This window comes from Haloferax marinisediminis (assembly GCF_009674585.1).
Classification (GTDB): domain Archaea; phylum Halobacteriota; class Halobacteria; order Halobacteriales; family Haloferacaceae; genus Haloferax; species Haloferax marinisediminis.
Genome location: NZ_WKJP01000004.1, coordinates 234,238 through 260,366, shown reverse-complemented (window position 1 = coordinate 260,366; position 26,129 = coordinate 234,238). Strand labels below are relative to the sequence as shown.

Genomic DNA, 26,129 nt, shown 5'->3' with positions numbered 1-26,129 from the left:
TTGCGCGAGTACATCATCAGGGGCCGAACGCTGCGATGTCGGCACCGACTGTCGCCAGTGCATCGGCGGGGTTCGGGTCACTGTCTGCCAGGTGCGTGTACCGGTGGTTCGGAATGGTTGCCAATGCAATTTCGATAGCTTCGCTATACGCCTCGACGCCTAGCTCTGTCGGGTCGTCGCCCTGCCAGACGTCACGGATGACCGTCATCGAGTCGATGCGAACCTCTACGTCACGTGGTTCGTAGCGAGCCAGCAGTTCCGACAGGCCGAGTTGGAGAGCGACGTACTCTGCCATGTTATTTCCACTCCGAGACCCGACGGGACGACCGAGACGAGCGAGTTCGTTTTCCTCGGCGTCCATGATGACAGCACCTGCACCCGCGGGGCCGGGATTGCCGCGCGAACTCCCATCGACGTAGAGAACAAACGAATCGCCTGTCGGTTCGGGGACGGGTGGCCGAGAGAGTTCTGATGCCAGGAGAGATTCGAGTGCTTGCCGCAACTCTGTCGACGTAGTCGCAGGGTCGAACAGGCCGCCGTAACCGGGGACAGCGTCGTCGATGACCTCGGTGGCAGTTGCCACCTCGTACCCCACGCGTGCGAGTACCTCGTCGACGAGCGTGGCGAGCGGTGAGAGGTATTCAGCGGGGAGTGGTTCGTTAGTCACGTTATCTCCCGCTTCGTCCTTCGCTGTCGAAGTTCACACTCACGCTCACGAGTGTCATCGCCGCTCGAATCTGTAGGTGACGACCTCGTCGCTGTCGTCCCACTCGAACGAACCGGGATGGACGCGTTCCATCCGCTGTTTGTAGGCTTCGAGGGATGGCGACCCTTCTCTGCGGGCGTCGGCGTCAGTGAAGTCACCGAGTGTCCGTTCGGTAACGCTGACGATATCGAACGTCTCACCGTCGAGTTCGAACGTATCACCTTCGTCAGCGTAGCGGTTCGACGCGCCGCGAGTGAGCTGTGTGACGTTTCCAGCAGACACCGATTGTTTCACGCGGTCGTTCGGGAGAAGGTCGTCGACGTCGATTTCAGACATTAGTGAAGAGTATGGGGCGATGGCTGAAAAACCTCATCGGGGCGAGCCACTCAGCGGTGTTGGCTGGGTGTGCTTCGTCTCGGGGAGCACCGAGGACCACAGACGTGAGAACGAAGTTATGCCGGTGCGTCAGCCGCGTTATAGCGTAACTAGTTCGCCGTCTTTTGGGATGTGGACGTTCTCTGTGTTCGCTCGTAACTCGTCGCGCGTGAGCAGACAGTGATTGATGGCCTCCATGTGAACGGCGAGGATCTGGGCGTCGGTCGCCTCTCGAACGGCAGTGACATCCGACACACCCATCGTTATCGGGTCTCCGTAGTTGAATCGTGCTTCGCCGGCGTTGAGAACGACGGTATCGGGGTCGAACCGGTCGAGTGTCTCTTCGATTGCATCGTACCAGATGGTGTCACCTGCAATGTAGAGTGTCTCGTCGGTTTCGAGGACGAACCCCGAAACGGGTGCCATCTTCTCGGCGAGTTCGCCATGTCCGTGCTGGCCAGGTGTTCGATGGATGGTGATACCGTTGAATACCGCTGTCTCGTCGACTGGATGGACATTCGTGAAGCCGTCTTCGACGAACGCTTCCTCATCTGCCGGTTGACAAAACAACGGGACGTCGCTGTCGAGCGCCGCCTTCGCAGCCTCGTCGAAATGGTCAGTGTGTCGGTGCGTGACCACGACAGCATCGTACGTCAGTTCGACGTCTGGCATCGAAACCAGTGGGTTGTCGCGTTGGTTCGGTGTATCCTGTATCGGTGGGTTGTCGCCGGGAGACGCGAACATCGGATCAACGAGCAGTGTGGTATCCTCGACTGTCACGAGAAGAGTGGCGTGTCGTACGAGGCGAATACTGGAGTTCGTCGACATACGGAGTCTCTCCGTGTTGCATCGGGTTGAGAGTTACTTCGAAAACCCTTCGCGCTCTTTGTAGAGTAGTTCGAGAGGATATGACCGGTCGGATGGCCTCTGATCTGTCTTTTTTCGAGGGCGAGAATTTTGCCCTCTAGACAGTGTGTGAAGCCGACACTTCTTCCACAGTCGCCGTCGGTTTCAGGCTAAATACTCAACGACTGTGACCCTTTTCGAAATATCTCTCGTAACCGTTCACGCCTGAACGTCTCACTTGAAAGACAATCTGTCTGCGATGAATCATCATTTCACAGATAAGTATATGGTAGGTTCTCACCTGCCTTCGGTAGAGACGATTGGGGGCTCCAGTGGGTGTCGAAGGTCTCGGGAGATAGAATGAAGCGAATCACTCAGGTCGGTATAAGCGGGGTATTGCTTGCGGCAGGGTTCACGTTGGCCGTCGAACTCGGCGTTCTCACGCTTCCGCCAGAAGCGACCCGTACCTTCGAACTCGTCGCACAGGCCTGGGCTTTTGTCCGCGAATCACCCGAGATGGTGATGACGCTCGTCCTCTGGCAACTCGTTCTCCTGTACACCCTCCCTGTCAGCTTCTGGCTCTACGAGGTTGCGCTCTACTGTTGGCATCGCTCCCGGCAGCGTTCCCGTCCTCGCACGGAGGACGAAGTCATATGGCCACTCGACCACGTCCAAGCCCGCATCCTCACCATCGACAATCAGGCAGTGGTCCAGGAAACAGTCGACGCGCTCCCGCCCGAGTTGACCGACGTCCTCGTCGTAGCGGAGGTCCCCATTGAAATCGACGGAGCGGAGGTACTCGTCGTGCCTGAGTCGTTCACGTGTCACGCTCGTCACAAAGGCCGAGCGGTCGAATACGCTCGCTTGCACCATCCGACTACCAAGGAGTACGTGCTGTATCTCGACGAGGACACTCAGGCCACCACACTCGATGGAATCCCGTCCAACGCAGATATCGTGCAGTTTCGCGAGCGTCCCGTTCGGACAGGAGGGTTGCTTCCCTATCTAGCAGAGATCCACCGCATCGGGTTCAACATCGAACAGAAGGCGTTCCAGTTTCAGAAAGTCCCGTTCTACGCGTGGGGCGGTGGTATCGCCATCCGACGGACACTCGAAGACCGAGTCACTTGGGACGAAGCCACCATCGTCGAGGATTCCGTCTTCACCTGGCGGGCAGTCCTCGTGGAGGGTGCGACCTTCGAGGTCGTCGACGTGTTCTTCGAGAACCAGGCCCCGCCCTCGATCGAGGCGATGGTCACACAGCGACGACGGTGGTTGACGGGTACGCGCTCGAAATCCTCGTTGCTCCCGCTGGATTACCGAGTCCTCTATCACTTCCGCGATATCGGGTGGGCAATCTCAGTCTTCGGCCCGACGCTCTGGGCCATATCCCTCCTCACGTATCTCGGGATTCCTCTTCTCTCGCTGCAAATCGTGTTTTACCCGAAGATTTATTTCGCGCTGTCCTCCCTCCTGCTCGGGCTAGTCTACCTGTGGTCGATCCTGGGCTTGGCGTTCTACAGAGAGCAACCTGTCATCTGGCTCGTGCTGTTGGTGTTGACCCCAATTGTGGTCTTGGTCCACTCCCTGGGCGCTCTCTTTGGGCTATTCGTCCCGGCGGAAGAGTTCGCGGTTACCACCAAAGTCGCAGACTTCGTGACCCCCGATGACGACTTGGAGGTCGTAATCGAGGAGGTCACAGAGACACACCCGAACGACTGACTTCTCGACCGAATTTCAATCTGCAGATGACGCTGTGTTCTGGCAGGCCACATAAAACATTAAATCGTTATGGATTGTATTTGACACAGTATCCCAACATGACTGACGTAACACTTGAAGTCGCGAAACAACTCGTAGACGCTGCCGAAGAGAAAGCAGCGGAGATCGACGTACCGATGTGTATCGCAGTAATGGACGACGCTGCAAACCTCGTTGCATTCCATCGGATGGACGATGCACTCCTCGCCAGTATCGACATTGCACAGGACAAAGCCTACACCGCAGTGTCCCTCAAATTAGACACTGAGACAGTGTGGGAAGTCTCACAGCCCGGTGAGTCTCTGTATGGACTCGGGAATACGAACGACGGCCGAATCATCACGTTCGGCGGGGGGATTCCACTCGAAGTCGATGGAACTGTCGTCGGCGGCATCGGCGTCTCTGGTGGGAGTGCCGAAGAAGACGTCACTGTTGCGTCTGCGGCCGTCGAAGCATTCGAGTCCTCGTAGGTCTCTCCGGCTCGCAGTGCCCCACAAGTCGTGCCGCTCTGAACGTCTACTGTTTTCCACAGTTCAGGTGGACAAGCCTCTGATGACGCTGCGTGGTACTGAGAAATCAGAGAATAGTGTATAGCGGTCGTATTATAATTAGAGCTGTACGCGACAACCGTCGCATTCGACGTGATGCGAGCAAATCGAGACGCTGTTTGAGAGTGGGGATTGGTTCGATGGACGCCAATGAGAAGTGCCACTCTGGGTAACTCACACGAATTCAGCGGAGAGTAACCCGCCCGCTGTGTGTTTGGGTAATTCTGAGTGTAGGGTTCTGATTAGTTAACGACAATTCTACAGTCAATTAATATGTTAGCTTGTGCAGGAGTGCGCCATACACAACGCCAATTAGTAAGATTAGGCCAGTAAGATGCCAAATGCCTGTATATCGTATATCGCAATACAAAATTTGATTCGGTATCGGCCCCACAGTTCGGAGGGTAGCAGTGTTGCATGCCTCGGGTTGCGGATTTATTTACAGTCAAGAATACCGTCAACTACTATAGAGGATAAATGTTGCAGGGACACGTAATTGACATTGTATCTGGCGCTGGATACCAAGGCGTCGTATACGATCAATGGGTATATCTCCGAGTAGGAGTCAAATCCCGTGTATCATAGTCGACTTTCTATGATATCACAGACATTCCCATATGGCGTCGCAAAAGAGACGCATGGTTGGTGATTCGAACTCCAATTCTACGCCGTGGTTATCAACGCTTTCCACGGTAGAAATAAATTGATTAGCGCCAGTACTCGGCAACGCCCATGATTGTACAGAGTACGACGAGGAAGAGAATCGAGATCGAGATTGAAAGACTCGCGAAGCACAGCTCGATAGAAGAGAGGAGCGGGATAAAACATCAGAAACGAGGGTGAATTCTGATTTTTTGGGATTTCGCCTGGAAGATTAGTATACCGTGTTTGCGGCATTCTACACCCATGAAATTCCCCGCAAGGTACCCCGTAAATCGATGGTCAAACGATGTCAATCTCCATTGGCCGACAAAAACCAACGTCTCCATCCCAGACAGACAACCGTCGTTTCATGTCGAAATCTGCCCCAATACGAGCTCACGAGCATCAAAACGCAGAAAGAGGAATTGTGGAAATGAACACTTTGAACAGCCATTGAGTCACCCAAACTAGGCAATGTCGAAATTCGAAATCAGTGGATACACCCCACCAACGTCGGGGTGTACTGGGGAATCGGCGATGTTAGAAGAGCAATCCAGGAGCCTTTCGAGGTCACTCCCACCTTCGATGGACGCCATCCGAAGAGTGGGTTCACAGGGTAGCAGGCCTCTCGTGCCCGTCAGTGAGCGAATTGAATGCACAAATTATCGAGCATGGGGGAGAAATAGAGATTCGAATACGCCCCTTGTTTGAGACCTATTCGAGTACACCCGTGCGGGAAAAGTGCGTGAGAGTACACCCCTGTGGACCAAGGGTGTAGAATCCGAGAACCCCAAGTATATCTGTGAATTCAGGGGAGTGGAGTCACCTTATTTCGGTCAAGGGTGTACTGGTCAAATCAACCACGAGTCTTACATAAAATACCTCGGTGCACCAGTATCGAGATTCAGTGGTAGTTTGCCAAGGGTGTGTTGACGAATTATCAAACTGGAATCTGAGCAACTGCGTCAAGCGTGGATACTCCTTCGAGTAGCATGTGTTCTAAGAAAGTATCGTAGTAGTTGGTAAGCCGAAGAGAGTCAACCTCTCAAGAGTCTAAGCAAGCTGAATGAACGTGGATAATCGAGGGCGCCACTGGAGTCACACTTATTCAAAACTGGCTGGAACTCACTACAATGGCAGACGAGTACAGTTCCGTTGTGGAAGAAGCCCATCCAAGGGCCGACGAGACACTTACAAGGGCGATTGTGTGGAATCCCGTCGTGCAGACACTCACGCTGATGGTCATCGTCTCGATGGCAACGTGGGCAACTGCGTTCGTGGGTTACGGTCGTGACCTGTTTGTCCTCACCGCACCGTTAGGTGCACACCCCTGGACGCTCGTCACGAGTGTGTATGCACACATCGGCCCGGGACACCTCCTCAGTAACGCAGTAGTGCTCGTCGTTGCTGGGGGATTGGTAGCGATGTCGACATCGTGGCTTCGCTTCCACCTCTACTTCATCGCGACCGGGGCAACAGCTGGGGCGGTTCAGGTCCTCGCACTATCTCTGATTGGTCTCCCAATCGGCGTCCTCGGTGCAAGTGGTGCTGTGTTCGCACTCGTCGGCTACGTCGTGACTTCGAACATCCTCTCGAGAGTCATCCTCGACCGACTGAGCGTCCCCCAGTGGGCTGTCGTGCTGGCAATCGTAGGGGTGGCCCTCGTGCTCACACTGCAATACAGCGCGCCAGGGAGTGCACTCCTCGCCCACTTCACAGGAGCGTTGATTGGTCTGGCCGCTGGGCGGTTCAGACTGTTGCACGTGTGATCGACTCACCACCTGCAGTGTAGGTACTCATGTAAATTATAACGCCAGCGTTGAGTTCATCCACGTGGATCATAGGCGAGTCGCCGCAAAGGACATCGAGACAGGTGTCGCCTCCTTCGGTCATGACCGTGCTGAGACACTGCGGATGCCTGCTGGTGAACTCGATGTCTACCACCGGAAGGGTGAACCGTAGACGAGCACTCTCTCACAGAAACTCTCTCATACTTTTCCCGGGGGAGCCAATCAAAATTATGAGCCTCTCGGTTGGGCAAGCGGGGAAGTTTGTACTTCCTCTGTCGAGTGAACCAACTAACTCCACTGAACTTGATCTCCTGAACCGTAGCAATCGAGAATCAAGGACCGAACGGAGTGATCGAGTGGGGAGGGGAAGTTAGCTCATCGACACGATGGCGAATCAAGCGGTCTCGACTGTCACCGACTCCAAGATTACGTCGTTGACCGGCCGGTCAGCGCTGTCAGTTTCGACCGCACCAATCGCTTCGACGACGCCCATCCCCTCAATTACCTGTCCGAAGACGGCGTGTCGGCCGTCGAGATGCGGCTGTGCGTCAAGCGTGATAAAGAACTGCGAGCCGTTCGTGTCGGGACCTGCATTGGCCATCGAAACCACACCGGGGCCATCGTGCCGGAGTTCTTCATGGAATTCGTCGTCGAATTGGTAGCCTGGGCCGCCACGGCCGGTCCCGGTCGGGTCGCCGGTCTGGATCATGAAATCGTCGATGACCCGGTGGAAAAGGACGTCCTCGTAGAGCGGTTCACCATCGACCGACTCACCGGTTTGGGGGTCGACCCACGTTTTCGAACCGGTAGCGAGGCCGACGAAGTTCTCGACCGTTCGGGGTGCGCGGTCACCGTAGAGCTCGACCACGATGTCACCTTTCGTCGTCCGCAACGTCGCAATCAGCTGCCCGCTCGGGCGAGTTGACTCCGTGGATTCGGACGCCTCGTTTTCTATGGGCTCCTCTATGGGCACCTCATTGTCTGTGGACTCCTGACTCGAAGTGCAACCAGCGAGGGTTCCGCCGACTCCAGCGGCGGCTAGCGCAAGAAGAGAGCGTCGTCGTAGTGCCATTGACGCTGCTTGATGACAGAAAATGATGAACGTAGCGGTCCAGGACAGCGATTCAGACGAAGCGCCATCTGCGCTGGAATGCTCTTCTCGCAGCGGCCGATGACGTCAGTGTTACCCTGAGTTCTGATGGTGAGCGAAACCCAAAGCAACCACTCTTCACGGAGAGCACGGCCATTCGGCCGACGCTTGAACTCTGCACGGACCATTGAGTCATCAGGGACGCCCCTGAAGGCTACTGCAGTCACGTGGTGAGCAGATCGACACATTGAGTGTACAATTGACTCAGCCCGTGGGGCCGCCCCGCTCGTACGAATCAACGAACAACATGTCGATATCCTAATTATTTTGATAATCCGTGAAATAGTTAGTACGATTCGAACATACTGGTATTTATTTACGCAATTATATAACAGACCGGTCCTATTTGAGATGTAGCACCCCAGTTATTGACAGAACATCCACTGGGGCACCCAATCTGATTATGACGTACATGATGACACGAGAATGCGGTGGCATACCAGATGGCCCACCGATGAACCGAACCACGGTGCGAGAAGAGACATGAAAGAATTAGAGCGAGACCTCGGTCTGCCGTCAGTGCTCGCAATTAGCACCGGTGCGATGATAGGAAGTGGCATCTTCATCTTGCCCGCTCTTGCCCTCGAAATTGCAGGACCCGCGGTCATCGTCGCGTATGCGCTCGCTGGATTGCTGGTCGTCCCTGCAGCGCTCTCGAAATCTGAAATGGCAACCGCCATGCCGGAAGCCGGTGGCACGTACATCTACATCGAACGTGGAATGGGACCCTTACTCGGAACCATCGCGGGTGTGGGTACGTGGTTTTCATTGTCGTTCAAGGGTGCGCTCGCACTCGTTGGGGGCGTTCCGTACCTGCTGTTGTTGTTTGACCTTCCGTTGAAGCCAGTCGCGCTGGGACTCGCGGCACTCTTGATTATCGTCAACGTCATCGGGGCGAAACAGACAGGGCGACTCCAAATTGCCATCGTTGTCGTGATGCTTGCTGCACTCGGTTGGTTCGCAGCCTGGAGCGCCCCAAGCGCCCAGTCAGCGAATTACGCGAATTTCTTTGACGCCGGTCTCTCCGGCCTGCTCGCTGCCACTGGTCTCGTATTCGTCTCCTATGCAGGTGTCACAAAAGTGGCGAGCGTCGCAGAAGAGGTCGAATCCCCCGGTCGGAACATCCCGCTTGGAATCCTCGGGTCGCTCGTCTTCACCACGCTGCTGTACATCACGATTGTGGCAGTCCTCGTCGGCGTGACGGAGCCAGGGTCAGTCGCCGGTTCACTGACACCAGTCGCCGTCGCTGCAGAGTCCACCCTCGGACAGGCCGGCGTCGTCGCGGTCATCCTCGCTGCAGTGCTCGCACTGATCTCCACAGCGAACGCCGGAATCCTCTCTTCGTCTCGATACCCGCTCGCGATGAGTCGTGATTTGCTCGCACCACCGTCGCTCTCGAAAGTGAGCGACCGCTTTGGGACGCCCGTCCCCGCAATCACACTGACGGGCGCCGTGTTGCTCCTGCTCATCGCGTTCATCCCAATCTTGGAGATTGCGAAATTGGCGAGCGCCTTCCAGATTCTCGTGTTCTCGCTCATCAACGTGGCTGTCGTGGCGTTCCGCGAGGGAAGCACGGAGTACAATCCCGAATTTACCTCGCCGTTCTATCCGTGGGTGCAGGTGTTCGGTGCTGTAACTGGTGTGTTGTTGTTGACCCAGATGGGCCCCGTCGCGCTTGTCGGTGCCTTCGTAATCGTGGTCGGGAGCGTCGCTTGGTACTTCGCGTACGCTCGTTCACGCGTGAACCGCTCGGGTGTCGCGACGAACGCGATTCGCCGTCAAGTGAACAAGAACGCCGTAACAAACGTCGTGTCGGCAACCGACGAACACACGAAAGAAGTGCTCGTTGCATTCACGAAAGACGTCGGACCCGAACGCGAACGAGCGCTCGTGGACTTCGCCGCTGATCTCGTCGCTCGTGACGGTGGCCGGATTGTCGCCGTGCGGTTTGACGAAGTCCCAGACCAGGTTCCACTGACAGACGACGTCACAGTCCAGTCTCCGTCTGACCTTTCTTTCGAGGCCCGAATGTCGGCCTTCGCAGACGACGCTGCGGTTGCTATCGAGGCAGACGAGATTGTCAGTCACGATACGAAACACGCGGTGGTCAACTTCGCCGACAAACGCGGTGTCGACACCATCGTCGCCGAACACGAACCGCTTCGACTCCAGTCGCGGTTGTTCGGCGACCCCATCGATTGGGTCGTCCGGCACGCCCCCTGTGATGTTATCCTCGTCGACAACCTCGGCTACGACGAACCGAAGCGGGTGACGCTCACCGGCGCTACCAGCTCGTACTCTCCACTCGCGGTCAGCATCGCCGAACGCATCGCGGCGGCAAATCGAGGGACGATTTCGATTCAGCACACGACCGAGGAATCCGACGAATCCGACCAGTGGGAGGTCATAAACGAGTACCGTACCGACCTCGCCGACGTGTTGTCTGTCCCAGTTCGGACAGAGGCACTCTTCACCGACGGTGGTCGGCGTGTCTATCCCGACATCGTCGTGCAACCAAGCCCCGACCGTCGAATCAGAACCGCGCTCCTCGGAACGTTGTCGTCGACGCCGAGCCACAACTGCACGAGGCTGACAGTGTACTCGCATGCATCTCGTCGACCTTCAGTGGGCGAGCGATTGCTCGAACGTCTCGCATTCTGAACCGGACGAGGAAGCGATTCGAGGCGACTGCGAAAGGCCAAGAGTCCATTGAGGGTCTCGATGATCTCGTCGATGGTCTGGAGCAGAGCATCAACGTTAACGTCGGTGTGCTCTCGGTCGTTCCAATTGGCTACAAAGACACGCGGAATGAACAGATAATTCCTCGAGGCTTGTACCCGGGGCCGGGACTGAATCTATTGTAGACGAATTAGCGCTGTCCGTCCAAGACTGCAACGACGTTATCGACGGTGAACAACCGCACGTCATCACGCTCTGCGGCCACTTCTTCGACCGATTGCTTGAACCCACTCCGCGAAAAGAGGGCGTAGGTTTCCTCACGGGGTCCACCGTTGTCCGGTGTCCTGCGGAGTTCCTCGGTCCGATCGACGAACCAATCCATATCTGCTCCTCGGTGCGCTATCGGTGAAAATATTTGAACACTAATTGAATTACAGACACGTACAGACCATTGTCATCGAAGAAATTTGTCCGGCTCATGATGATTGCTGCAGCCGTGATAGTCACGGCGGTTGTCGCAACAGTCCCAACGACGGACTCACTTACTGTTGCTGGACAGTACGCAATTGCGACGATGGTTTTTGCGGCAATACTCTGGGTTACGGGAGCGCTTCCGCTCCCGCTCACTGCCTTGCTTATCCCGATTGTCCTGACAGTGTTCGGCGTTTATCCAGACTTTGGCGATGCAGTCGCAGGTTTTGCCAACCCAGTGATTTTTCTGCTTCTCGCTGGTTTCATGCTTGCAGAGGCGTTCCAGGCGCACGATATCGACCGACGGATTGCCTATTCGATACTCATCCGGTTTGGAACGACAGCGAGAGGACTGGTCTTGGGCGTCATGGTCGCAACAGCGCTTCTCTCGATGCTCATCTCCAACACTGCAACGGTTGCGATGATGGTCCCAATCGTACTCGGAATCGTCGAGAGCGTCACGGACCTCACGAGACTAGACGAGGGTAGGACCTCGTCACGCGCTTCGAACCTCCAGATTGGGATGTTGCTTGGCACCGCATACGCAGCGAGTCTGGGAGGTGTGGGAACACTGATTGGAACACCACCAAACGTGATCGTCGTCGGTCAGATAAGCGAACTACTTGGCTACGAAATTACCTTCGTCGATTGGTTGGCAATCGGTCTCCCCATGGTAATCGTCACACTTCCGGTCGCGTGGGTGCTTCTGACGTATGTCGTGTATCCCCCCGAACAGTTCGACGTGAGCTATGCACGGACGCGCGCCCGGAGTGAGCTTCAATCGATGGGCTCCCTCTCGAATCAGGGCCGCCGAACCGTCGCAATCTTCGCTGTAACCGCGTCCTTGTGGCTTCTCGGGGGATTCGGGTTTCTGTTTGCTGATGTGCTACCTCGCCCATGGTATGTCACACTGTTCGGTGGTGCAGAGACCAACGTCTTCGGAACAATCGGCCACGAGGGACTCTTGTTTTACGTCCTCGTCGGGCTGCTTGCTGTACCCACACTGGTCATCAGTGGTGCGACAACGTGGGATGACCTGATCGATATCGACTGGGGAACGCTGTTGCTTCTGGGTGGTGGTATCTCGTTGGCAAACGCGTTGGCCGACACGAATGCCACTGCGTGGCTCGCTGAGGTGACACTCGGGTCACTGGAAGGCACACCAATTGTCGTGGTACTTCTCGTGATGATTACGATGGTCGTCGTCGTCGGTGAGTTGGCGTCGAATACCGCGATGGCAGCCATCATCGCCCCGCTTTTGATCAACATCGGTCCGATGTATGCCGAAGCACTCGGTACGTCGACGGAACTCGCGTCAGTTCTGTTGGCGGTGACCGGTGCCATCGCTGCCAGCTATGGATTCGCGTTACCGGTTGCAACGCCGCCCAACGCGATTGTTTTCGGAACGGGATACATAGAGCGCGACCATATGCTCCGTGCGGGTGCGTTGCTCGATGGTGTCGTTATCCTCCTCACGACAGGTATTGCATACCTCCTCATTCGGTTTCTCTGGCCGCTCGTCCTCGGTTGACGACGTAACCGATGTTGAACCAACCGACGATGGGCTCAATTTCATTCTCAGTGACCCCGGTATCGACTACGAGCCAACGGACGCCGGTTCAGAAGGGGTGACGACGGTGGACTAGACCGTGTTACTCTCGCCGAGACGGACACTGATGATGTGGCCGTATACGACTCCCCTCACGATGTGCCCGATGAGAAAGACGAGACGGGGTTGTTCGGCCGCATTCGGAGTCTGCTGAGATAACTACTAATTGAATAGAATCCATTCTGAATACAGCGTGTGACCTACTTGTTGGAATAACCGCTGGTATTTGAACTTCACACCCCACTGTTTCCGGAGAACTATTGGTTCCTCTTCGACGTCATTGAGCAATTTTCGGGTTGGGCATAGATTTAACCAACAAATTGGACAGTGAGCCCCAGTTGGTCTTTTCAAGTCACAACGAGACAGCGGTGTCGGACAGGCCCGACACTTACCACCATCGAACTCGTCGAGAGAGGCTCAGTTGCATTTCTCCTGAAAATAACACCGTTCAGTGAAAAGGCACGCAACACTTCCATCCACCGAAGTTGTGCGGGTCACAGAATCAGCGTTTGAATCCGGCTCTTCAAAAAGTATGTTGTACCCGAGGCGGTCACACAGACAAGCGTCCACACAGTTATCCGAATTGAGCTCCTATTTTAAAAGATGTCAGGTGACATACGTGGCCGAGACGAGAACCCAGAGGACGAACAGCGACAACAGCCAGAGCGGAAGCGAGAAGAAGTACGTGACCGAGCTCGTGAAGACCGAGCGATAAGCGGCGATTCTGATGGGCGCCTTGGTGGCCTCGATGAGGTACTCGAAGCCCAGGACTATCCAATCACGACGGATGAATTGGTCGAGGCCTATGGCGACTACGAAATAGAAACCCAGGGTGGGACGGAATCCCTCGAAGAAGTGCTTGCTCCAACCGATAACCAAACGTACGACTCCGCCGATGACGTTCGAAGCCGATTACTGGGATTGATACATCGCTAACCCTGGAGTCTCGATATCGTTTTTCAAGGCGAGAATCTCCGTCGAGTACGGAGATTTCACCGATCAAAAGCACTGCCGAGAATCTCAATCACCGGAGAATGTTCGTCACACCAGTTACGGCACTTATCTCCTTTCCGGACGTAGCTGCGAGTATGGCTCGCGAAATTAAGTTCAGTGATATTTCGACCGTGCTCGATGAAATCGGGTATCCCATCGGACGGTCTACAGCATCGGAGGAACTCTCTGATGTCAGGTTGATATTGGCCGACGGTGATACAAACCTGGGCAAATTGGTTTCTGAGACGTCACTTGAGTCGTTCGAATCGGCTGCTGATATTGAGTCCGCACTCCACAACGTACTTCCACGGAAAGCGGTCGGGGAACCGTATCAGTCTGAGGGAGACGCGTAACCCATCGGACACTCGCTGTCTTCGATGGAACGGAGATGGTGAGATTCCGACGGAGATGTACGAGGCGTTCACGGTGGAGTACGAACGTGAGAAAGAGCGGCTTCGAACAGTCATTCCAAGACTTCTCGCTGCGAACCCGGAAGTTGGGCGCGAAGAGTTCATGATGGGCGAGCGACGCGTCTTGCAGGAGGAGAAAAGTGCCGTGCTCGATTTGATTCGAACCGGTGCCGACAGCGGTGAGGTCGGTGAGATACGCCGATCACTCCTCACGGGACTCGTACGTGTTTTCGGATATGTCGTCGGCGAAGAAGCCGAACGTCTCGTCGTCACGCAGGAGGTAGTCGTTTTCGAGTACTTCTGAGACCGTCCGGCCGAGGGTGTCGAGTTCCAACTCGATATCGTCCACGACTTCGGTGTCGAGCACGTCACGAGCCGCTTGCGGGAGCGTCGGTGACTGGTAGCCGACCTCGTCCGTCTGGGCGTCCCAGTAGAAGTCGAACTCGTCGATAAGGTTGTACTCGACGACCACCTCGAAGGTAGCTGTGGTCAGCCCAGTCTGGGCCGCCCACTCCTCGAAGGCATCGTTCCACGCGCCGTTCGTCAGGATTGTCTCGATCTCTTCCCGGCGATAGTCGTCCTCTGGGTCCTTGACTGGATTATCAATCGCTTCGTACTCACCCCTGGGCTGTGGCCCGTGGAGAGACGGAGGATTCGGGGTCGGAACGTCGAGAGTCATACTAAAATATTGGCTATGCAATAGCAAATACACTCTGCCTCTCGCGATGGTTGACAGGAGGAAACAGCCAGTCTGACTGTCGTACACCACTGTTCGTCGGCGTATTCTGCGCGTAGTTCGCCTCGTGCATCCTCGTCCGGTTGCCGAATCTCTACCGCTCTCTCGTCATAGCCGTCGAGAGGGAGGGAGCAGAATAGACCTCCGTGTTACCCAAGCGTGATCTCGACCAGGGACATCTCGTTCGCAGGAACGACACTTTCGAGGACGGTCTCCACCTCGGACCATGTCTCTGGCCGGTAGCTATCGATCCCGAAGCTCTCGGCGAATCGTTCGAAGTTGGGGTTCGTCAGTTCGGTTCCGAAGTGTTCACCGGTGTGTGCGAGCTGGTTCTCCGAGATGAGGCCGTAGTTGTCGTCGTTGTACACGACAATCGTATAACCGAGGTCGAGGCGGGTGGCCGTCTCTATCTCAGCTGCATTCATCAGAAACCCACCATCACCGGTCGCGACGACGACGTTCGCATCGGTCGCGAGATCGGCAGCGATTCCGCCGGGGACGGCAATTCCCATACTTGCCAACCCGTTCGAGATGATGCACGTGTTGGGTTCGTAGGTAGGGAAATTCTGTGCGATTGCCATCTTGTGACTCCCAACGTCGGAGAGCAGAATGTCTTCGTCGGCCATCACTTCCCGGAGGAACGGCAGCGTCCGTTTCACCGAGAATGTGTCGTCTGACTCGGGTTTTCGTTGCACGTCCGCGACGATTCGCTCGCGCAGTTCCTGGCACCACTCCGGCCCAGGCGCTGATTCGAGATGCATCCGTAGCTCTCGGAGGACCGTCGAGATGTCCGCGACAATTTCCACGTCAGGATTGTAGTGTCGGTATACTTCTGCAGGCTCGTGATCGACGTGGATGATGGCCTTATCGAGGTCGGCGTTCCACGAGCGAGGGTCGTGCTCAGCGATGTCGTAGCCGACTGCGAGTACACAATCGGCCCGGGAGATTGCCGTGGACGCCTCGGACTGCGGTCCAGAACCGAGTGTCATAAGCGAATTATCGAGACGATCCGAGACCGCTCCCTTTCCCATATACGTCGAAACGACGGGCATCCCAGCGTGGTCGACAAGTTCGCGCAACCGGTTCGATGTTGACGTTCGGACGGCACCGTTACCGGCTAACACCAGCGGGGTGTCTGCGTTCTCGAGGAGTTCGACGGCGTGGTCGAGTGACCGTTCGTCGGGGGCAGCCCGTCGCACACGTGGCCGAGTTGGAAGAGGCTCTGCGTCGAGTTCTTGTGCTGCAACGTCCTCGGGGAACTCGAGGTGGGTCGCACCGGGTTTCTCGTACTCGGCGAGCTTGAACGCCTTGCGTACTGACTCCGGGATGATCTCGGCATCGGTGATCTGTGTGTTCCACTTCACGACCGGCTCGAACATGTGGACGATATCGAGGGCCTGGTGGCTCTCCTGATGGAGGCGCTCGAGCCCCCCTTGTCCCGTAATCGCGACAAGTGGGGACTTGTCCAGATGGGCGTCCGCGACGCCCGTGAGAAGATTCGTGGCACCCGGCCCCAACGTGGAGAGGCAGACACCAGCTTCGCCTGTCAACCGACCGTGGACGTCGGCCATGAACGCCGCACCCTGTTCGTGTCGAACTGGGATGAACTGGATGTCCGAATCTCGAAGTGAGAACAGCAGGCCCTCGAGTTCTTCTCCCGGGAGCCCGAACACGTACTCGACACCCTCTGTTTCGAGGCATCTGACGAGGAGGTCGGACGCCTTCATTATTCCACCCAGACGGTCTTGCGATTGACGAACTCCATGATGCCCGCATTCGAGAGTTCTCGGCCGTAGCCAGATTCCTTGACCCCACCGAACGGGACCCGTGGATCGGACTTCACTAGCTGATTCACGTACACGTTACCGGCGTCGATCTGTCGAGCGAGTCGCTCGCCGCGCTCACGGTCTTCGGTCCAGATGCTCGCACCCAGACCGAACTCGGTATCGTTGGCTTTCTCGATCGCCGTGGTCTCGTCTGGGACTTCGTAGACAGCGGCGACGGGCCCGAACGTCTCCTCGCTGTCGGCCGGGCAGCCCTCAGGGATATCGGCAAGGATTGTCGGGGAGTAGTACGCACCCTGCCGGTCGAGGGGTTCACCACCTGTGACGACTCGTGCGCCCGCCTCGACACTCGCCTCTACCTGTCCGTGGAGGGACTCCAGGAGGTCTTGACGGGCCTGTGGACCGACGTCGGTCTCCTCGTCCATCGGATCGCCAACCGTGAGTGACGAGACCACCTCGGTGAACCGGTCGAGGAACGCCTGATACACGTCCGTGTGAACGATGAATCGTTTGGCTGCGATACAGGACTGCCCACCGTTCTGGTTTCGCGCCCACGCGCCGGTCTCCGCGGCGGCCGAAATATCAGCGTCGTCGAGAACGATGAACGGGTCGCTTCCACCGAGTTCCAGAACTGTCTTCTTGAGGTGCTCGCCCGCTGTCGACGCGACGGCCCTCCCAGCCGGTCCACTTCCGGTCAGTGTCGCGGCCCGGACGCGTTCGTCCGCGAGGATTTCGTCGACGAACTCCGACGGGACCAACAGTGATTGGAAGACTCCCTCGGGGTAACCAGCCTCGCGAAACACCTCCTCGATTGCCATCGAACAGCCGGGGACGTTGGAGGCGTGTTTCAGCAGACCGACGTTCCCCGCCGTCAGCGACGGGGCGGCGAATCTGAACACCTGCCAGAACGGGAAGTTCCACGGCATAACTGCGAGGACTGGTCCCAGTGGCTCGTAGACGGTTTCGACCGCCGCTCCCGGTGGACTGGGGTGTCCCTCGGGTTCCAGGTACGCACTCGCATGTTCCGCGTAGTGATCACAGCCCCACGCACACTTTTCGACCTCTGCGAGAGCTTGTGAGAGCGGTTTTCCCATCTCACGAGTCATCGTTTCGGCGTACTTGCGTTTGTTCTCGCGTAGGACCTCACCGGCAGCTGCAAGCAGTTCTTCGCGTTCCCGAACTGGCCGGAGGCGCCAGTCTTCGAACGCTGCATTCGCCCGATCGAGCGCTTTTTCGACCCCCGATTGGGTGTGTTCCGCGTACGATTCGATTCGCTCGCCAGTCGACGGGTCAACTACGTCCATGCCCGTGTGAATTAGGTGTGCAAGAGGTTAACTCACAGGGGCGCCGTCGACTCCTGTCCGTCGGCGGGCGGAGTGCACGGCACCGAGATGCCAACCACATCGAGCACCAAGGGTGCGTTCAGGTTACCAACGACTGAAGTGGCTGGCTTTCTCCTTGCATCTCTGTGAATGTGTCAGCCAGAACGGGTACTCATCTGGTTGTAGACATCGATCCGATTACCCGCCAAGCCACCAGCCGTAGAGCTGTGCCTGCTCGTCAGTGTCGGGATGCTTCTTCGAGTCGCCGTAGGTCTTCCCCTTGAGCAGTTGACGTTCGACCGCGTTCGCGGCGAGTCGGAGAGCGTGAGAGGCACCGTATCCCTCCCCATCGGCCGTGAAGTAGCCGCGGTCGGTGACCAGCCGAATTCGTGCGAGCACCAGCGGCACACCCCGATTTTGTTCCTTGTGCTCCTGCAGTTCGATGCTGGCCTTGATCACGCTCATCTCAGCGTACTTCGAGGTCATACTTTCGATCAGGTTGGCGACGTCGTCGTAGTCCATCCCCTCAAGCAGGTCGAGACCGAACACCTGGACGGCGTTCCGGTCGTCGCGCTCCCAGGTGAGCGCCTCGATGACGTCCGTTTTTGTGATGATACCGATCGGCTCGTCGGTGTCGTCGGCCGTGACGACGAGAGAAGAGACCTCCCGCTCGAACATCGTCTCGACGACTGCCTCAAGCGTCGCGCTCCGCTCGACCGTCGCGACTGCATCGGACATCAGATTCCGCACTGGCAGGTCGAGCATCCGGTCGGCATCGCCTTCGCGCGCCCCGAACCCACCACGATTTTGTCCGCCACCGCCGCGGCCACCGAATCCACTCGACGAACCGCCCTGGCTCTTGCTTCCGCCTCGTGTCGTGAACTCGATGACGTCGTACAGGCTCAGCAGACCCACGAGGTCGCCCTCGTCGACGACCGGGAGATGGGCGATTCCGGCTTCCCGAAGCATATTGAGTGCTTCCCCAATCGTGGTGTCAGGGGTCGCACTGATCAACTCCGTTGTGTAGGCATCATCGACAGTCACCGCGTCGAGAAACGGACGGACAGCCTCGAGCACGGCATCGCCAGTCACCACACCGATAACACGGTCGCCGTCTAGTATGGGGAGCGTTTTGGCGTCGCTACCGATCATGAGCCGTGCGACCTCACGGACGTCCTCGGTGGGGTCGACCGTCGGGACGTGCTGTACCTGTGAGCCGACCTTTGCCGAGGGCTGGTTGGACGAAGAAGCTAGCTGTCGGCGGCTGACGACTCCACAGTACTCGTCACCGTCTGTTACCATGACCGAATCGAGTTCCTGATTCTCGAACGCTCCGGCGACCTTCGAGAGCGGTGTACCGATATCGAACTCCGTAAATTTTGGGGAGAGTATCTCAGAGATATCCATTGTGACTCTCTAGTCAGAGGGTCGCTGGACGGTTATGCTTGTTCCACTCCCCATTCATTCTGTACGAGTCTGTCTAAGTGACAATCTCCTGATTTGGAACTACCTGAATTTGTATAAGTTGGTCTGTTCAGGTTACAACGAGACACCCGCGACAGACCATTCATCCTGTCGAAACCGACCGCTCCGGTAGAAGACCTTGTTGTCGTATTCCAGCTGTAAAGACCAATGAATCGTTCATGTCACTACCGGCCGCTACGGCGAGCAGTCACAAAGCAGTTCTCACGGCACGCACCTTGCCGGTGGCCGACGGACGCCACCTGCGTTCGGCGACGGAGCGATGAGAGCCGTACTACTATGTAGACTCCACTGGTACCCATACATAGTTGATTCTGTGACGAACGGACTGCACACTCTCGCACTGGCGACGCCAACACTCCTCCAGCAGACCCCGGTAGCGTTGCCAGTCTCGATTGACGTGGTCGTCGTGCTCGCCGTCGTCACCGTCGCGCTCGTCCTGTTCGTCCTCCAGCCAGTCTCGATCGATACGACTGCCATCGCGCTGATGGTCGCGCTCATCCTCCTCGGTCCGTGGACGGGCGTCTCCCCAGAGGAGGGCGTCTCGGGTTTCTCGAACCCCGCGACGCTCACTGTGCTGGCGATGTTCATCCTCAGCGAGGGGGTGAGACAGACCGGCGTCATCCAGATCCTCACACAGAAGATAGAGTCGTTCGCGGGCGACAGTGAATTTCGACAGCTCCTCGCGACGGTCGGACTGGCCGGCCCGTCAGCGGGCTTCGTCAACAACACGCCCATCGTCGCAGTATTCATCCCCGTCGTCACGAACCTCGCCAAGAAGACCGGAACCTCACCGTCGAAGCTGCTGATTCCCCTCTCCTATGCCTCGATGCTCGGCGGGACTCTTACCGTCATCGGGACGTCGACGAACCTGCTCGCGAGCGCCATCTGGGCGCAGATTGGGCCGACCGGTGAGCCGTTCTCGCTGTTCGAGTTCACACAACTGGGGGCCGTCGTACTGGCCGTCGGTACCGTCTATCTGCTGACCGTCGGGCGGTATCTCACACCTGCCCGAATCACCGCCGAAGGGTCCCCCACAGACCAGTTCGGGATGGCTGACTACCTGACCGACGTCGTCGTCCACGAGGACTCCGACCTCGTCGGGTCGCAGGTGCGAGAGCTGCGGCGCGGCGACCTCGACCTAGACGTGTTCGAGATCGTGCGCAACGGCCGCAGCATCGTCCGAGGCCTCCCGAGCGAGCGGATCCACGCCGGAGACGTCCTTTCCGTAAGAGCGAGCCAGGAGACGCTCGAACAGGTCATCGGGGACGACCACCTCGACTTCCTGCCGGAACTCCTCGACGCCGCAGAGGATGGGTACGAACCGCTCCCCGAAGGATTCGTGCCCGAACACCACGCGTGGAGCCGACCGTCGGCGACACCCGACCCGAACACGAACGACGACGAGAGCACGGAGAGAACGGAGGAAGCCGAAGATGAAGTTTCGCTCATGGAGATTGTGTTGCTCCCCGGGGCGTGGTTGAACAGACGGAACGGCGTTGCTGGATTCGAGCGCGACTACGACGCGACCGTGCTTGCCGTCCGCCGGGGGAACGAAGTGATTCGCCAGCGCCTCCGGAACGTGCGTCTGCAGGGCGGTGACGTATTGCTCATCCAGACGACCGAGGACGTTCTGGACCGACTCCAAGCAGACAACAAGATCGTCGTCTTCAGTGACAGACGCTGGGAGGAGTTCGACCGGACACAGATCCCCATCGCACTGGGCATCGTCGCCGGCGTCGTCGGACTGGCCGCCCTCGAGGTCCTCCCCATCATGGTCAGCGCCCTCGCCGGTGTCGTGGCGATGCTCTTCTCCGGTATTCTCCGCCCCGCGGACGCCTATGAGGCCGTCGACTGGGATGTCATCTTCCTGATCGCGGGCGTCATCCCCTTGGGCATCGCATTTGAGGCGTCCGGGACCGCGGATCTGATCGCGACGGGTATCGTAGCCGGGAGTACCGTCCTCACACCGATAGCGATGCTCGCGACGTTTTACCTCGGCACCGCGATCATCACGGAGATGGTGAGCAACAACGCGAGCGTCGTGTTGATGCTTCCAATCGCTGTCGAGGTGGCAGGTCAACTCGACGTCAACGCCTTCGCGTTCGCCCTCGCGGTGACGTTCGCCGCCAGCACGCCGCTACTCAGCCCGGTCGGCTACCAAACGAACCTCATGGTCTATGGACCTGGCGGCTACAAGTTCACCGACTTCGCGCGCGTCGGTGCACCGCTCCAGCTCATCCTGACTGTCGTCACGACGGCCGGCATCGTGTTCTTCTGGGGAGTGTGACGCGACAAAATCACGACTGCAGTGTGCAAGGCGGCGAAACAGCAGCCTCCCCCCACGAGACACCACACTTAGAACGGAAACGGGGAGAAGTGGCTCTGTTGAAATCCTCAGAGAGTTACAGGTTCGGCCGTTAGTGTAGCGGAATGCAGGCCCTCCCAAAGTCCCGGTTGCTCCAGTTCGTTGAGCAAGCAATTCAGTTGGCTTGTCGAGCCGTTGCACGATACTCTTCGAAGTTCTCGAAACGGCGGTACATACTCTGTCAGCACATCGTCTTGCTCTGTCTCAAAAGGACGGAAGAATACGACGTACCGGATGCTTCTTGACGACCTCATCGAAATGCCTCGTATTCGAAGAGTAATCGGTCTTGAGGAGCTCCCGTACCCCTCAACGTTGTGTAAAGCGTTCGACCGACTCGATATGGCCGTGTGGCGTGTCCTTCTCAGCCTCTCGGTCACACACTTGTATAATGACTCACACTGGCCAACAGACAAGGATTCAGTAAGAGTAGAGCACGGTCATTAACGAACAGTTGTGGATGGGAACGGTCGTTATCTAAATTATCGCGACAGCGATCGCGTTGGCGACATTCCGGGAATCACAGGAGGCATAAAACACCATCTCATCTCAGAATAACCGCTGGTATTTGAACTTCACACCCCACTATTTACGGAGAAACGAAGTCAGTGTGAAGATGACTTGTCATCAGGTTTGGTTCAAGTTCAAAGTGGTCGTCGAGAAGTCACGAACCACTTCATCCCCCGAAGTTGTAACTGGGTGACTGTTTTCGATTGTCTTCTACGATCGTCTGAAGTGAGGCGGACTATTTTAGCAAGAGATAGCACGACAACTTGGGAGAGTCACTCTCGGGCGCATCCGGAATCGATGGGAGTTTCGGGAGTACGTCTGAGAGCATCGTTGCCCGGTCGTCGGTCCGTGCCGCGAGTATCGGCGGTTCCCCCGTCGCTGCGTGGAGAACCGACGTGACGTGGGAGACGAGTGGTTTTCCGGCGAACTGTGCGAGTGCTTTGTCGCTGTCGCCGAACCGCGTACTGTCACCTCCCGCGAGAACGACGCCACAGACCTCACGTGGTGAAATCCCCGTCATGAGTCAGTGTCCTCGACTTTCGGGTGCCGTTCGAGTGCAGTGGGGTCTGTCCCCGAGTCCAGACTCACTGCTTCGATTGCAACGACGTCTTTGACAGATCGCATCCCATCGATGTCTGGGACGACCAGCCGAGGTGCTTCCAACGGCTTTCCATCCTGTTCGACTGCAAGGAGTCCAGAAAGCGCATCTCGGATGGCGACGTAGACGTGACAATCATCGGCACTCGTTACGGCAATGTGAGTCGTCTCGGGGGGTGCATCGGCGAATTCGAGGACCGCACCCAGTGGAAAACCAGACCACTTGGACTCGTGTCTGAGTCCCGATGCACAGGAGATAGCTATCTTCTCTGTCTCTCGTGGGAGGTCAGCCAACACCTCTCGGTCGATCGGCACTGCTTCGTGCCCACGAACGAGTATCGGCGTGGTCATCGTCGAACGCTTCGGGGGCGCTTCGTATTAAGCTACAGTCGATTCTCAACGAGCTGTAAAGCGGAATTCTAACCAACGAATTAACGCTCTCGTGGCGACCCGTGAAGTTCGTTCGAAGTCTCAGATTCTGACTCCGTAAATCCAATGCTGTGTGTGGAGGAGAAAACAGCGCTTTCATGAAATGAGTTTCCTATGGAACTGCCCCAAACGGGTTCTTTTGCGCCCCAGAATGTCAACTACCCAACTGGATGAGTACACTAGACGGTATGACAGTACACATCGGGCAAAGTTTCTGAATTGTCAAGACTGCAGAATGGTGTTAAGACGGACTTAACATTAATTTCTTTGAAAATGTAATGATTCTTAATATATTAATAAAGCAATTCAGTGCGTGAAGAAAGAATGTATAAATTCCAAATACTAAATCGAGGGTTCAGATTTACAACATATGAAACTAACCGACTAAATAGCGGTACAATATGTTCTCAACATAATACAAAGCTATTCAAAATTCGACGATAGTAAATAGTTTAATTCATCTTATAAACATATAGATAGTAAATTAAACATATAATTAAATTGGTGTTTAAAATAGCAACTTTCGTTTTGTTATAATCCTAGACATACAATGTTTGTTCAATTAAGTTCCTGTTATCTACAATTTCATTCAAAAAAGATACTTATGTGTCCCTCTCATTCAGGAATCTGTGACAATGAGAGACGACGATCGTCCGAACGTCCCCGACGAAGAAACGAACGGTAGCTCCCTCCAACTAGGCCGCCGGCGCCTCCTCAAAATGTCCGGTGTCGGTGCAATGACGGTACTCGGTGCAGGAAGTTTCGGTGTGGGTTCCGCTGTAGTCGATGAAGGTGGTCCGCAGAATCAAGCAGATTGGAATCTCGCACTCGAAGACAACTTCGACTCTGGAACGCTCGACTCCAACAACTGGGGTATCGGTTTCGGTTGGGGAAGAGAGACGAACGGGTCGCCTGAGCGGATCGTAGATGAGAACGTCGAAATACGGAACAATCAACTACATCTGACGGGAACCCACGACGGCAACGACATCAAAGCAGGAGGCGTTCACTCACGCGGAAAACAGTACTTTGGTCCGGGAAGCTATTGGGAAGCCAAAATCAAGATGCCCGACCGTGTAGGGTTCCTCCCAGCATTCTGGGCGAAGCCAAACGACGAGTCTTGGCCGCCTGAGATCGACTTCGTCGAACTCTTCCAAACTGGTGACTCTTACGGCGACACCCACGTCTCGCACCACCACATCCACTACTCGTCGTCGGGAGTCAAAGGAGACTCCTCGACACACGAAGACGAGCCCGCGTCGTACGACGTTGGAGAGGACCTCTCACAAGACTTCCACATATACGGCTGCCAGTGGATGGAAGACCGTGTTGTCCACTACGTCGACGGTATCAAAGTCGCAGAGACAACCGACCCGACGATAATGACGTCTCTGAACAACGGAGCACCATTCTATATGATGCTCAACATTCACATCGACCGTATCGGTACTACCGACCGGTCTGAATCGTGGGGCGAATCCATGGTTGTCGATTGGGTCCGTGTGTGGGAGTACGCCCCTGGAAGCGGAACGACCGACAGCACCCAGACGACCACCGATTCGACGAGCACTACCAGTTCGACCGACACCGAACACTACATCTGGGTTCGCTCTGCCGACGGAAGCGAGGCCACCTACGAGTTCCACACGACGGGTGGGGAGATTCGCATCGACCCGAACGAGCAATCCAGCGGTGAGTCCGACGAGTGGATCTCTGCAGACGGTACTTCCGCAGGTGGCTCTGTCAGTGGTGGCTCCCTCAACGGCGACGGATTCTACTTCTTCGGAGAAGTCAACGACCTCGCCTACACCGGGCCCTTCGAAGTCTATATCGACGACCAACCCGTCGACGCTGACTCGCTCGTCACCGGTACGCAAACGAACGACACGTCGAGTGGTTCGACTTCGGACTCGACCACTGATACGACGACCGACAGCACCACCAGTACCGACTCCACGTCGGACTCCACGAGTTCCACGTCCGATTCCACTAGCTCAACGTCGGATTCAACCAGCACTGATTCCACGTCGGATACGTCTGGAAGCACGACGAGTACGGAACACTACGTGTGGGTTCGCTCGGGAGATGGCAGTGAAGTGACCTACGCCTTCGAGGTGAGCGGTGGCGACATCTCGATCGACCCGAACGAGCAATCCAGCGGTGAATCCGACGAATGGATCTCCGCAGACGGAACGATTGCTGGGGGAACCGTCAGCGGTGGCTCACTCAACGGCGACGGCTTCTGGTTCCGTGGAGAAATCATCGACCTGCAGTACACCGGACCACTCCAAGTGTACGTCGACGACAGCGCGGTCGACCCACAGAACCTCGTCGATGCTGGCCGTACTGGCCCGGTGAACCCAGACAACGAACCGGAGCCGCTTCCGAACGTGATCACGATCGATGGGAGCACATCCACGTCGCCCACGGCGTATTCTGTCTCGGTGAGTGACGCCATCCAATCGACCGACTCACTCGAAAGCACCGACTCCATCGACGGAGCAACCGCTACGGGAGAGGTCGACGGCGACCAAGACCAATACCGCTTCAGCGGGACGGTCGAGTCGCTCACTGCTGACGCAAACCTCGACGTCACGATAAACGGAACCGACGTGAATCTGCTCGTCGTGGAGCGTTCGCCAGACAGCAGCGGAACGGTCAACTACATTATCGAGACTGACGCTGAGCTCCTCGCTGCAGAGGTCGGGAGCGCGAACGTGAACACTGCAGACGACTACCAGAACGGGAAGGCATTCGGCTCTGTTAGTTCGGGAGCAGACGCCTACTGGGTAATCGGTGGTAGCGTCGTCGACGTGTCTACCTTCGGTGGCAGCGTCGTAACCACCTACGACGGGACTGAGACCGACTTTACGAACTAACGTTCGTCGTCGGCTGAGCCCTTTTTGAGAGGCGATACGAGCTAC

Annotated in this window: 21 protein-coding genes and 1 pseudogene; 11 read left to right on the top strand and 11 right to left on the bottom strand. The window is 56.7% G+C overall.

Going from position 1 to position 26,129, the window contains the following annotated elements; translation table 11 throughout:
- Positions 1-16: 16 nt before the first annotated feature.
- The 3 genes from GJR98_RS15700 to GJR98_RS15690 form a co-directional block, all read right to left on the bottom strand.
- Positions 17-667: a ribonuclease HI family protein gene (locus GJR98_RS15700; RefSeq protein ID WP_151139670.1), complete on the bottom strand. Its 651-nt coding sequence runs from the start codon at positions 665-667 to the stop codon at positions 17-19.
- Positions 668-721: 54 nt separating this feature from the next.
- The gene (locus tag GJR98_RS15695) at positions 722-1,042 is read right to left on the bottom strand and encodes an ASCH domain-containing protein (protein WP_151139669.1); all 321 of its coding nucleotides are present in this window, start codon (positions 1,040-1,042) and stop codon (positions 722-724) included.
- A 138-nt stretch (positions 1,043-1,180) separates the two neighbouring features.
- Positions 1,181-1,909 (bottom strand): MBL fold metallo-hydrolase, encoded by a 729-nt coding sequence (locus GJR98_RS15690; RefSeq protein ID WP_151139668.1) that lies wholly within the window; start codon positions 1,907-1,909, stop codon positions 1,181-1,183.
- 378 nt (positions 1,910-2,287) lie between these two features.
- Here GJR98_RS15690 and GJR98_RS15685 point away from each other — a divergent pair, with 378 nt between their 5' ends.
- The 4 genes from GJR98_RS15685 to GJR98_RS18145 all read left to right on the top strand — a co-directional run bounded on the left by GJR98_RS15685 (position 2,288) and on the right by GJR98_RS18145 (position 6,840).
- On the top strand, positions 2,288-3,649 hold the full coding sequence (locus tag GJR98_RS15685) for a glycosyltransferase (RefSeq protein WP_151139667.1): 1,362 nt from the start codon (positions 2,288-2,290) through the stop codon (positions 3,647-3,649).
- 98 nt (positions 3,650-3,747) lie between these two features.
- The gene (locus tag GJR98_RS15680) at positions 3,748-4,158 is read left to right on the top strand and encodes a GlcG/HbpS family heme-binding protein (protein ID WP_151139666.1); all 411 of its coding nucleotides are present in this window, start codon (positions 3,748-3,750) and stop codon (positions 4,156-4,158) included.
- Between the two features lie 1,853 nt (positions 4,159-6,011).
- A complete protein-coding gene (locus GJR98_RS15675; RefSeq protein WP_151139665.1) occupies positions 6,012-6,647 on the top strand; it encodes a rhomboid family intramembrane serine protease in 636 nt (211 codons plus the stop codon).
- Positions 6,607-6,840 carry a type II toxin-antitoxin system HicB family antitoxin gene (locus GJR98_RS18145; RefSeq protein WP_151139664.1) on the top strand — a complete coding sequence of 78 codons (234 nt, stop codon included), beginning with the start codon at positions 6,607-6,609 and terminating at the stop codon, positions 6,838-6,840. Before GJR98_RS15675 ends, GJR98_RS18145 begins: the two co-directional genes overlap by 41 nt.
- Positions 6,841-7,062: 222 nt before the next feature.
- Here GJR98_RS18145 and GJR98_RS15665 read toward each other — a convergent pair whose 3' ends face one another.
- On the bottom strand, positions 7,063-7,740 hold the full coding sequence (locus GJR98_RS15665) for a peptidylprolyl isomerase (protein WP_151139663.1): 678 nt from the start codon (positions 7,738-7,740) through the stop codon (positions 7,063-7,065).
- Between the two features lie 561 nt (positions 7,741-8,301).
- Between GJR98_RS15665 and GJR98_RS15660 the strand changes: the two genes are divergently transcribed.
- Entirely contained in the window at positions 8,302-10,479 is a 2,178-nt protein-coding gene (locus GJR98_RS15660) for an amino acid permease (RefSeq protein WP_151139662.1), read from the top strand.
- A 208-nt stretch (positions 10,480-10,687) separates the two neighbouring features.
- Here the strand turns inward: GJR98_RS15660 and GJR98_RS15650 are convergent, their stop codons facing one another.
- Positions 10,688-10,879: a hypothetical protein gene (locus GJR98_RS15650; RefSeq protein WP_394349876.1), complete on the bottom strand. Its 192-nt coding sequence runs from the start codon at positions 10,877-10,879 to the stop codon at positions 10,688-10,690.
- 96 nt (positions 10,880-10,975) lie between these two features.
- On the opposite strand from GJR98_RS15650, the gene GJR98_RS15645 reads away from it, so the two are divergent.
- The 3 genes from GJR98_RS15645 to GJR98_RS15635 all read left to right on the top strand — a co-directional run bounded on the left by GJR98_RS15645 (position 10,976) and on the right by GJR98_RS15635 (position 13,923).
- Positions 10,976-12,499, top strand: coding sequence for an SLC13 family permease (locus GJR98_RS15645; protein ID WP_151139661.1), 1,524 nt, complete (start codon positions 10,976-10,978; stop codon positions 12,497-12,499).
- Between the two features lie 681 nt (positions 12,500-13,180).
- Positions 13,181-13,513 (top strand): DUF5789 family protein, encoded by a 333-nt coding sequence (locus tag GJR98_RS15640; protein ID WP_151139660.1) that lies wholly within the window; start codon positions 13,181-13,183, stop codon positions 13,511-13,513.
- 152 nt (positions 13,514-13,665) lie between these two features.
- Complete coding sequence (locus GJR98_RS15635) at positions 13,666-13,923, top strand: DUF5789 family protein (protein ID WP_151139659.1); 258 nt, start codon at positions 13,666-13,668, stop codon at positions 13,921-13,923.
- Between the two features lie 259 nt (positions 13,924-14,182).
- Here GJR98_RS15635 and GJR98_RS15630 read toward each other — a convergent pair whose 3' ends face one another.
- The 4 genes from GJR98_RS15630 to GJR98_RS15615 all read right to left on the bottom strand — a co-directional run bounded on the left by GJR98_RS15630 (position 14,183) and on the right by GJR98_RS15615 (position 19,229).
- Positions 14,183-14,659 (bottom strand): hypothetical protein, encoded by a 477-nt coding sequence (locus GJR98_RS15630; RefSeq protein ID WP_151139658.1) that lies wholly within the window; start codon positions 14,657-14,659, stop codon positions 14,183-14,185.
- Between the two features lie 206 nt (positions 14,660-14,865).
- Positions 14,866-16,443 (bottom strand): acetolactate synthase large subunit, encoded by a 1,578-nt coding sequence (locus GJR98_RS15625; protein WP_151139657.1) that lies wholly within the window; start codon positions 16,441-16,443, stop codon positions 14,866-14,868.
- A complete protein-coding gene (locus GJR98_RS15620; protein WP_151139656.1) occupies positions 16,443-17,804 on the bottom strand; it encodes an NAD-dependent succinate-semialdehyde dehydrogenase in 1,362 nt (453 codons plus the stop codon). Before GJR98_RS15620 ends, GJR98_RS15625 begins: the two co-directional genes overlap by 1 nt.
- Before the next feature lie 216 nt (positions 17,805-18,020).
- Positions 18,021-19,229, bottom strand: a complete 1,209-nt coding sequence (locus GJR98_RS15615; RefSeq protein WP_151139655.1) for a CBS domain-containing protein — start codon at positions 19,227-19,229, stop codon at positions 18,021-18,023.
- Positions 19,230-19,620: 391 nt separating this feature from the next.
- On the opposite strand from GJR98_RS15615, the gene GJR98_RS15610 reads away from it, so the two are divergent.
- On the top strand, positions 19,621-21,594 hold the full coding sequence (locus GJR98_RS15610; protein WP_151139654.1) for an SLC13 family permease: 1,974 nt from the start codon (positions 19,621-19,623) through the stop codon (positions 21,592-21,594).
- Between the two features lie 143 nt (positions 21,595-21,737).
- Positions 21,738-22,056 (top strand): annotated as a pseudogene (locus GJR98_RS15605) (IS5/IS1182 family transposase); the annotation flags it as partial.
- Between the two features lie 358 nt (positions 22,057-22,414).
- On the opposite strand, the gene mobA reads toward GJR98_RS15605, so the two are convergent.
- Together mobA and GJR98_RS15595 are read right to left on the bottom strand one after the other, a co-directional pair.
- A complete protein-coding gene (gene mobA / locus GJR98_RS15600; RefSeq protein ID WP_151139653.1) occupies positions 22,415-22,699 on the bottom strand; it encodes a molybdenum cofactor guanylyltransferase in 285 nt (94 codons plus the stop codon).
- Positions 22,696-23,127: a molybdopterin-dependent oxidoreductase gene (locus GJR98_RS15595; protein ID WP_151139652.1), complete on the bottom strand. Its 432-nt coding sequence runs from the start codon at positions 23,125-23,127 to the stop codon at positions 22,696-22,698. The genes mobA and GJR98_RS15595 overlap by 4 nt, the downstream gene beginning before the upstream one ends.
- Before the next feature lie 713 nt (positions 23,128-23,840).
- Between GJR98_RS15595 and GJR98_RS15590 the strand changes: the two genes are divergently transcribed.
- The gene (locus GJR98_RS15590) at positions 23,841-26,084 is read left to right on the top strand and encodes a glycoside hydrolase family 16 protein (RefSeq protein WP_151139651.1); all 2,244 of its coding nucleotides are present in this window, start codon (positions 23,841-23,843) and stop codon (positions 26,082-26,084) included.
- Positions 26,085-26,129: the final 45 nt, after the last annotated feature.

What these genes read in the sequence shown, in the direction of transcription:
- GJR98_RS15695 (WP_151139669.1), bottom strand. Translation starts at nt 1,042, where the DNA reads ATGTCTGAAATCGACGTCGACGACCTTCTCCCGAACGACCGCGTGAAA.
- GJR98_RS15690 (WP_151139668.1), bottom strand. Translation starts at nt 1,909, where the DNA reads ATGTCGACGAACTCCAGTATTCGCCTCGTACGACACGCCACTCTTCTC.
- GJR98_RS15685 (WP_151139667.1), top strand. Translation starts at nt 2,288, where the DNA reads ATGAAGCGAATCACTCAGGTCGGTATAAGCGGGGTATTGCTTGCGGCA.
- GJR98_RS15680 (WP_151139666.1), top strand. Translation starts at nt 3,748, where the DNA reads ATGACTGACGTAACACTTGAAGTCGCGAAACAACTCGTAGACGCTGCC.
- GJR98_RS15675 (WP_151139665.1), top strand. Translation starts at nt 6,012, where the DNA reads ATGGCAGACGAGTACAGTTCCGTTGTGGAAGAAGCCCATCCAAGGGCC.
- GJR98_RS15665 (WP_151139663.1), bottom strand. Translation starts at nt 7,740, where the DNA reads ATGGCACTACGACGACGCTCTCTTCTTGCGCTAGCCGCCGCTGGAGTC.
- GJR98_RS15660 (WP_151139662.1), top strand. Translation starts at nt 8,302, where the DNA reads ATGAAAGAATTAGAGCGAGACCTCGGTCTGCCGTCAGTGCTCGCAATT.
- GJR98_RS15650 (WP_394349876.1), bottom strand. Translation starts at nt 10,879, where the DNA reads ATGGATTGGTTCGTCGATCGGACCGAGGAACTCCGCAGGACACCGGAC.
- GJR98_RS15645 (WP_151139661.1), top strand. Translation starts at nt 10,976, where the DNA reads ATGATGATTGCTGCAGCCGTGATAGTCACGGCGGTTGTCGCAACAGTC.
- GJR98_RS15640 (WP_151139660.1), top strand. Translation starts at nt 13,181, where the DNA reads ATGTCAGGTGACATACGTGGCCGAGACGAGAACCCAGAGGACGAACAG.
- GJR98_RS15635 (WP_151139659.1), top strand. Translation starts at nt 13,666, where the DNA reads ATGGCTCGCGAAATTAAGTTCAGTGATATTTCGACCGTGCTCGATGAA.
- GJR98_RS15630 (WP_151139658.1), bottom strand. Translation starts at nt 14,659, where the DNA reads ATGACTCTCGACGTTCCGACCCCGAATCCTCCGTCTCTCCACGGGCCA.
- GJR98_RS15625 (WP_151139657.1), bottom strand. Translation starts at nt 16,443, where the DNA reads ATGAAGGCGTCCGACCTCCTCGTCAGATGCCTCGAAACAGAGGGTGTC.
- GJR98_RS15620 (WP_151139656.1), bottom strand. Translation starts at nt 17,804, where the DNA reads ATGGACGTAGTTGACCCGTCGACTGGCGAGCGAATCGAATCGTACGCG.
- GJR98_RS15615 (WP_151139655.1), bottom strand. Translation starts at nt 19,229, where the DNA reads ATGGATATCTCTGAGATACTCTCCCCAAAATTTACGGAGTTCGATATC.
- mobA (WP_151139653.1), bottom strand. Translation starts at nt 22,699, where the DNA reads ATGACGGGGATTTCACCACGTGAGGTCTGTGGCGTCGTTCTCGCGGGA.
- GJR98_RS15595 (WP_151139652.1), bottom strand. Translation starts at nt 23,127, where the DNA reads ATGACCACGCCGATACTCGTTCGTGGGCACGAAGCAGTGCCGATCGAC.
- GJR98_RS15590 (WP_151139651.1), top strand. Translation starts at nt 23,841, where the DNA reads ATGAGAGACGACGATCGTCCGAACGTCCCCGACGAAGAAACGAACGGT.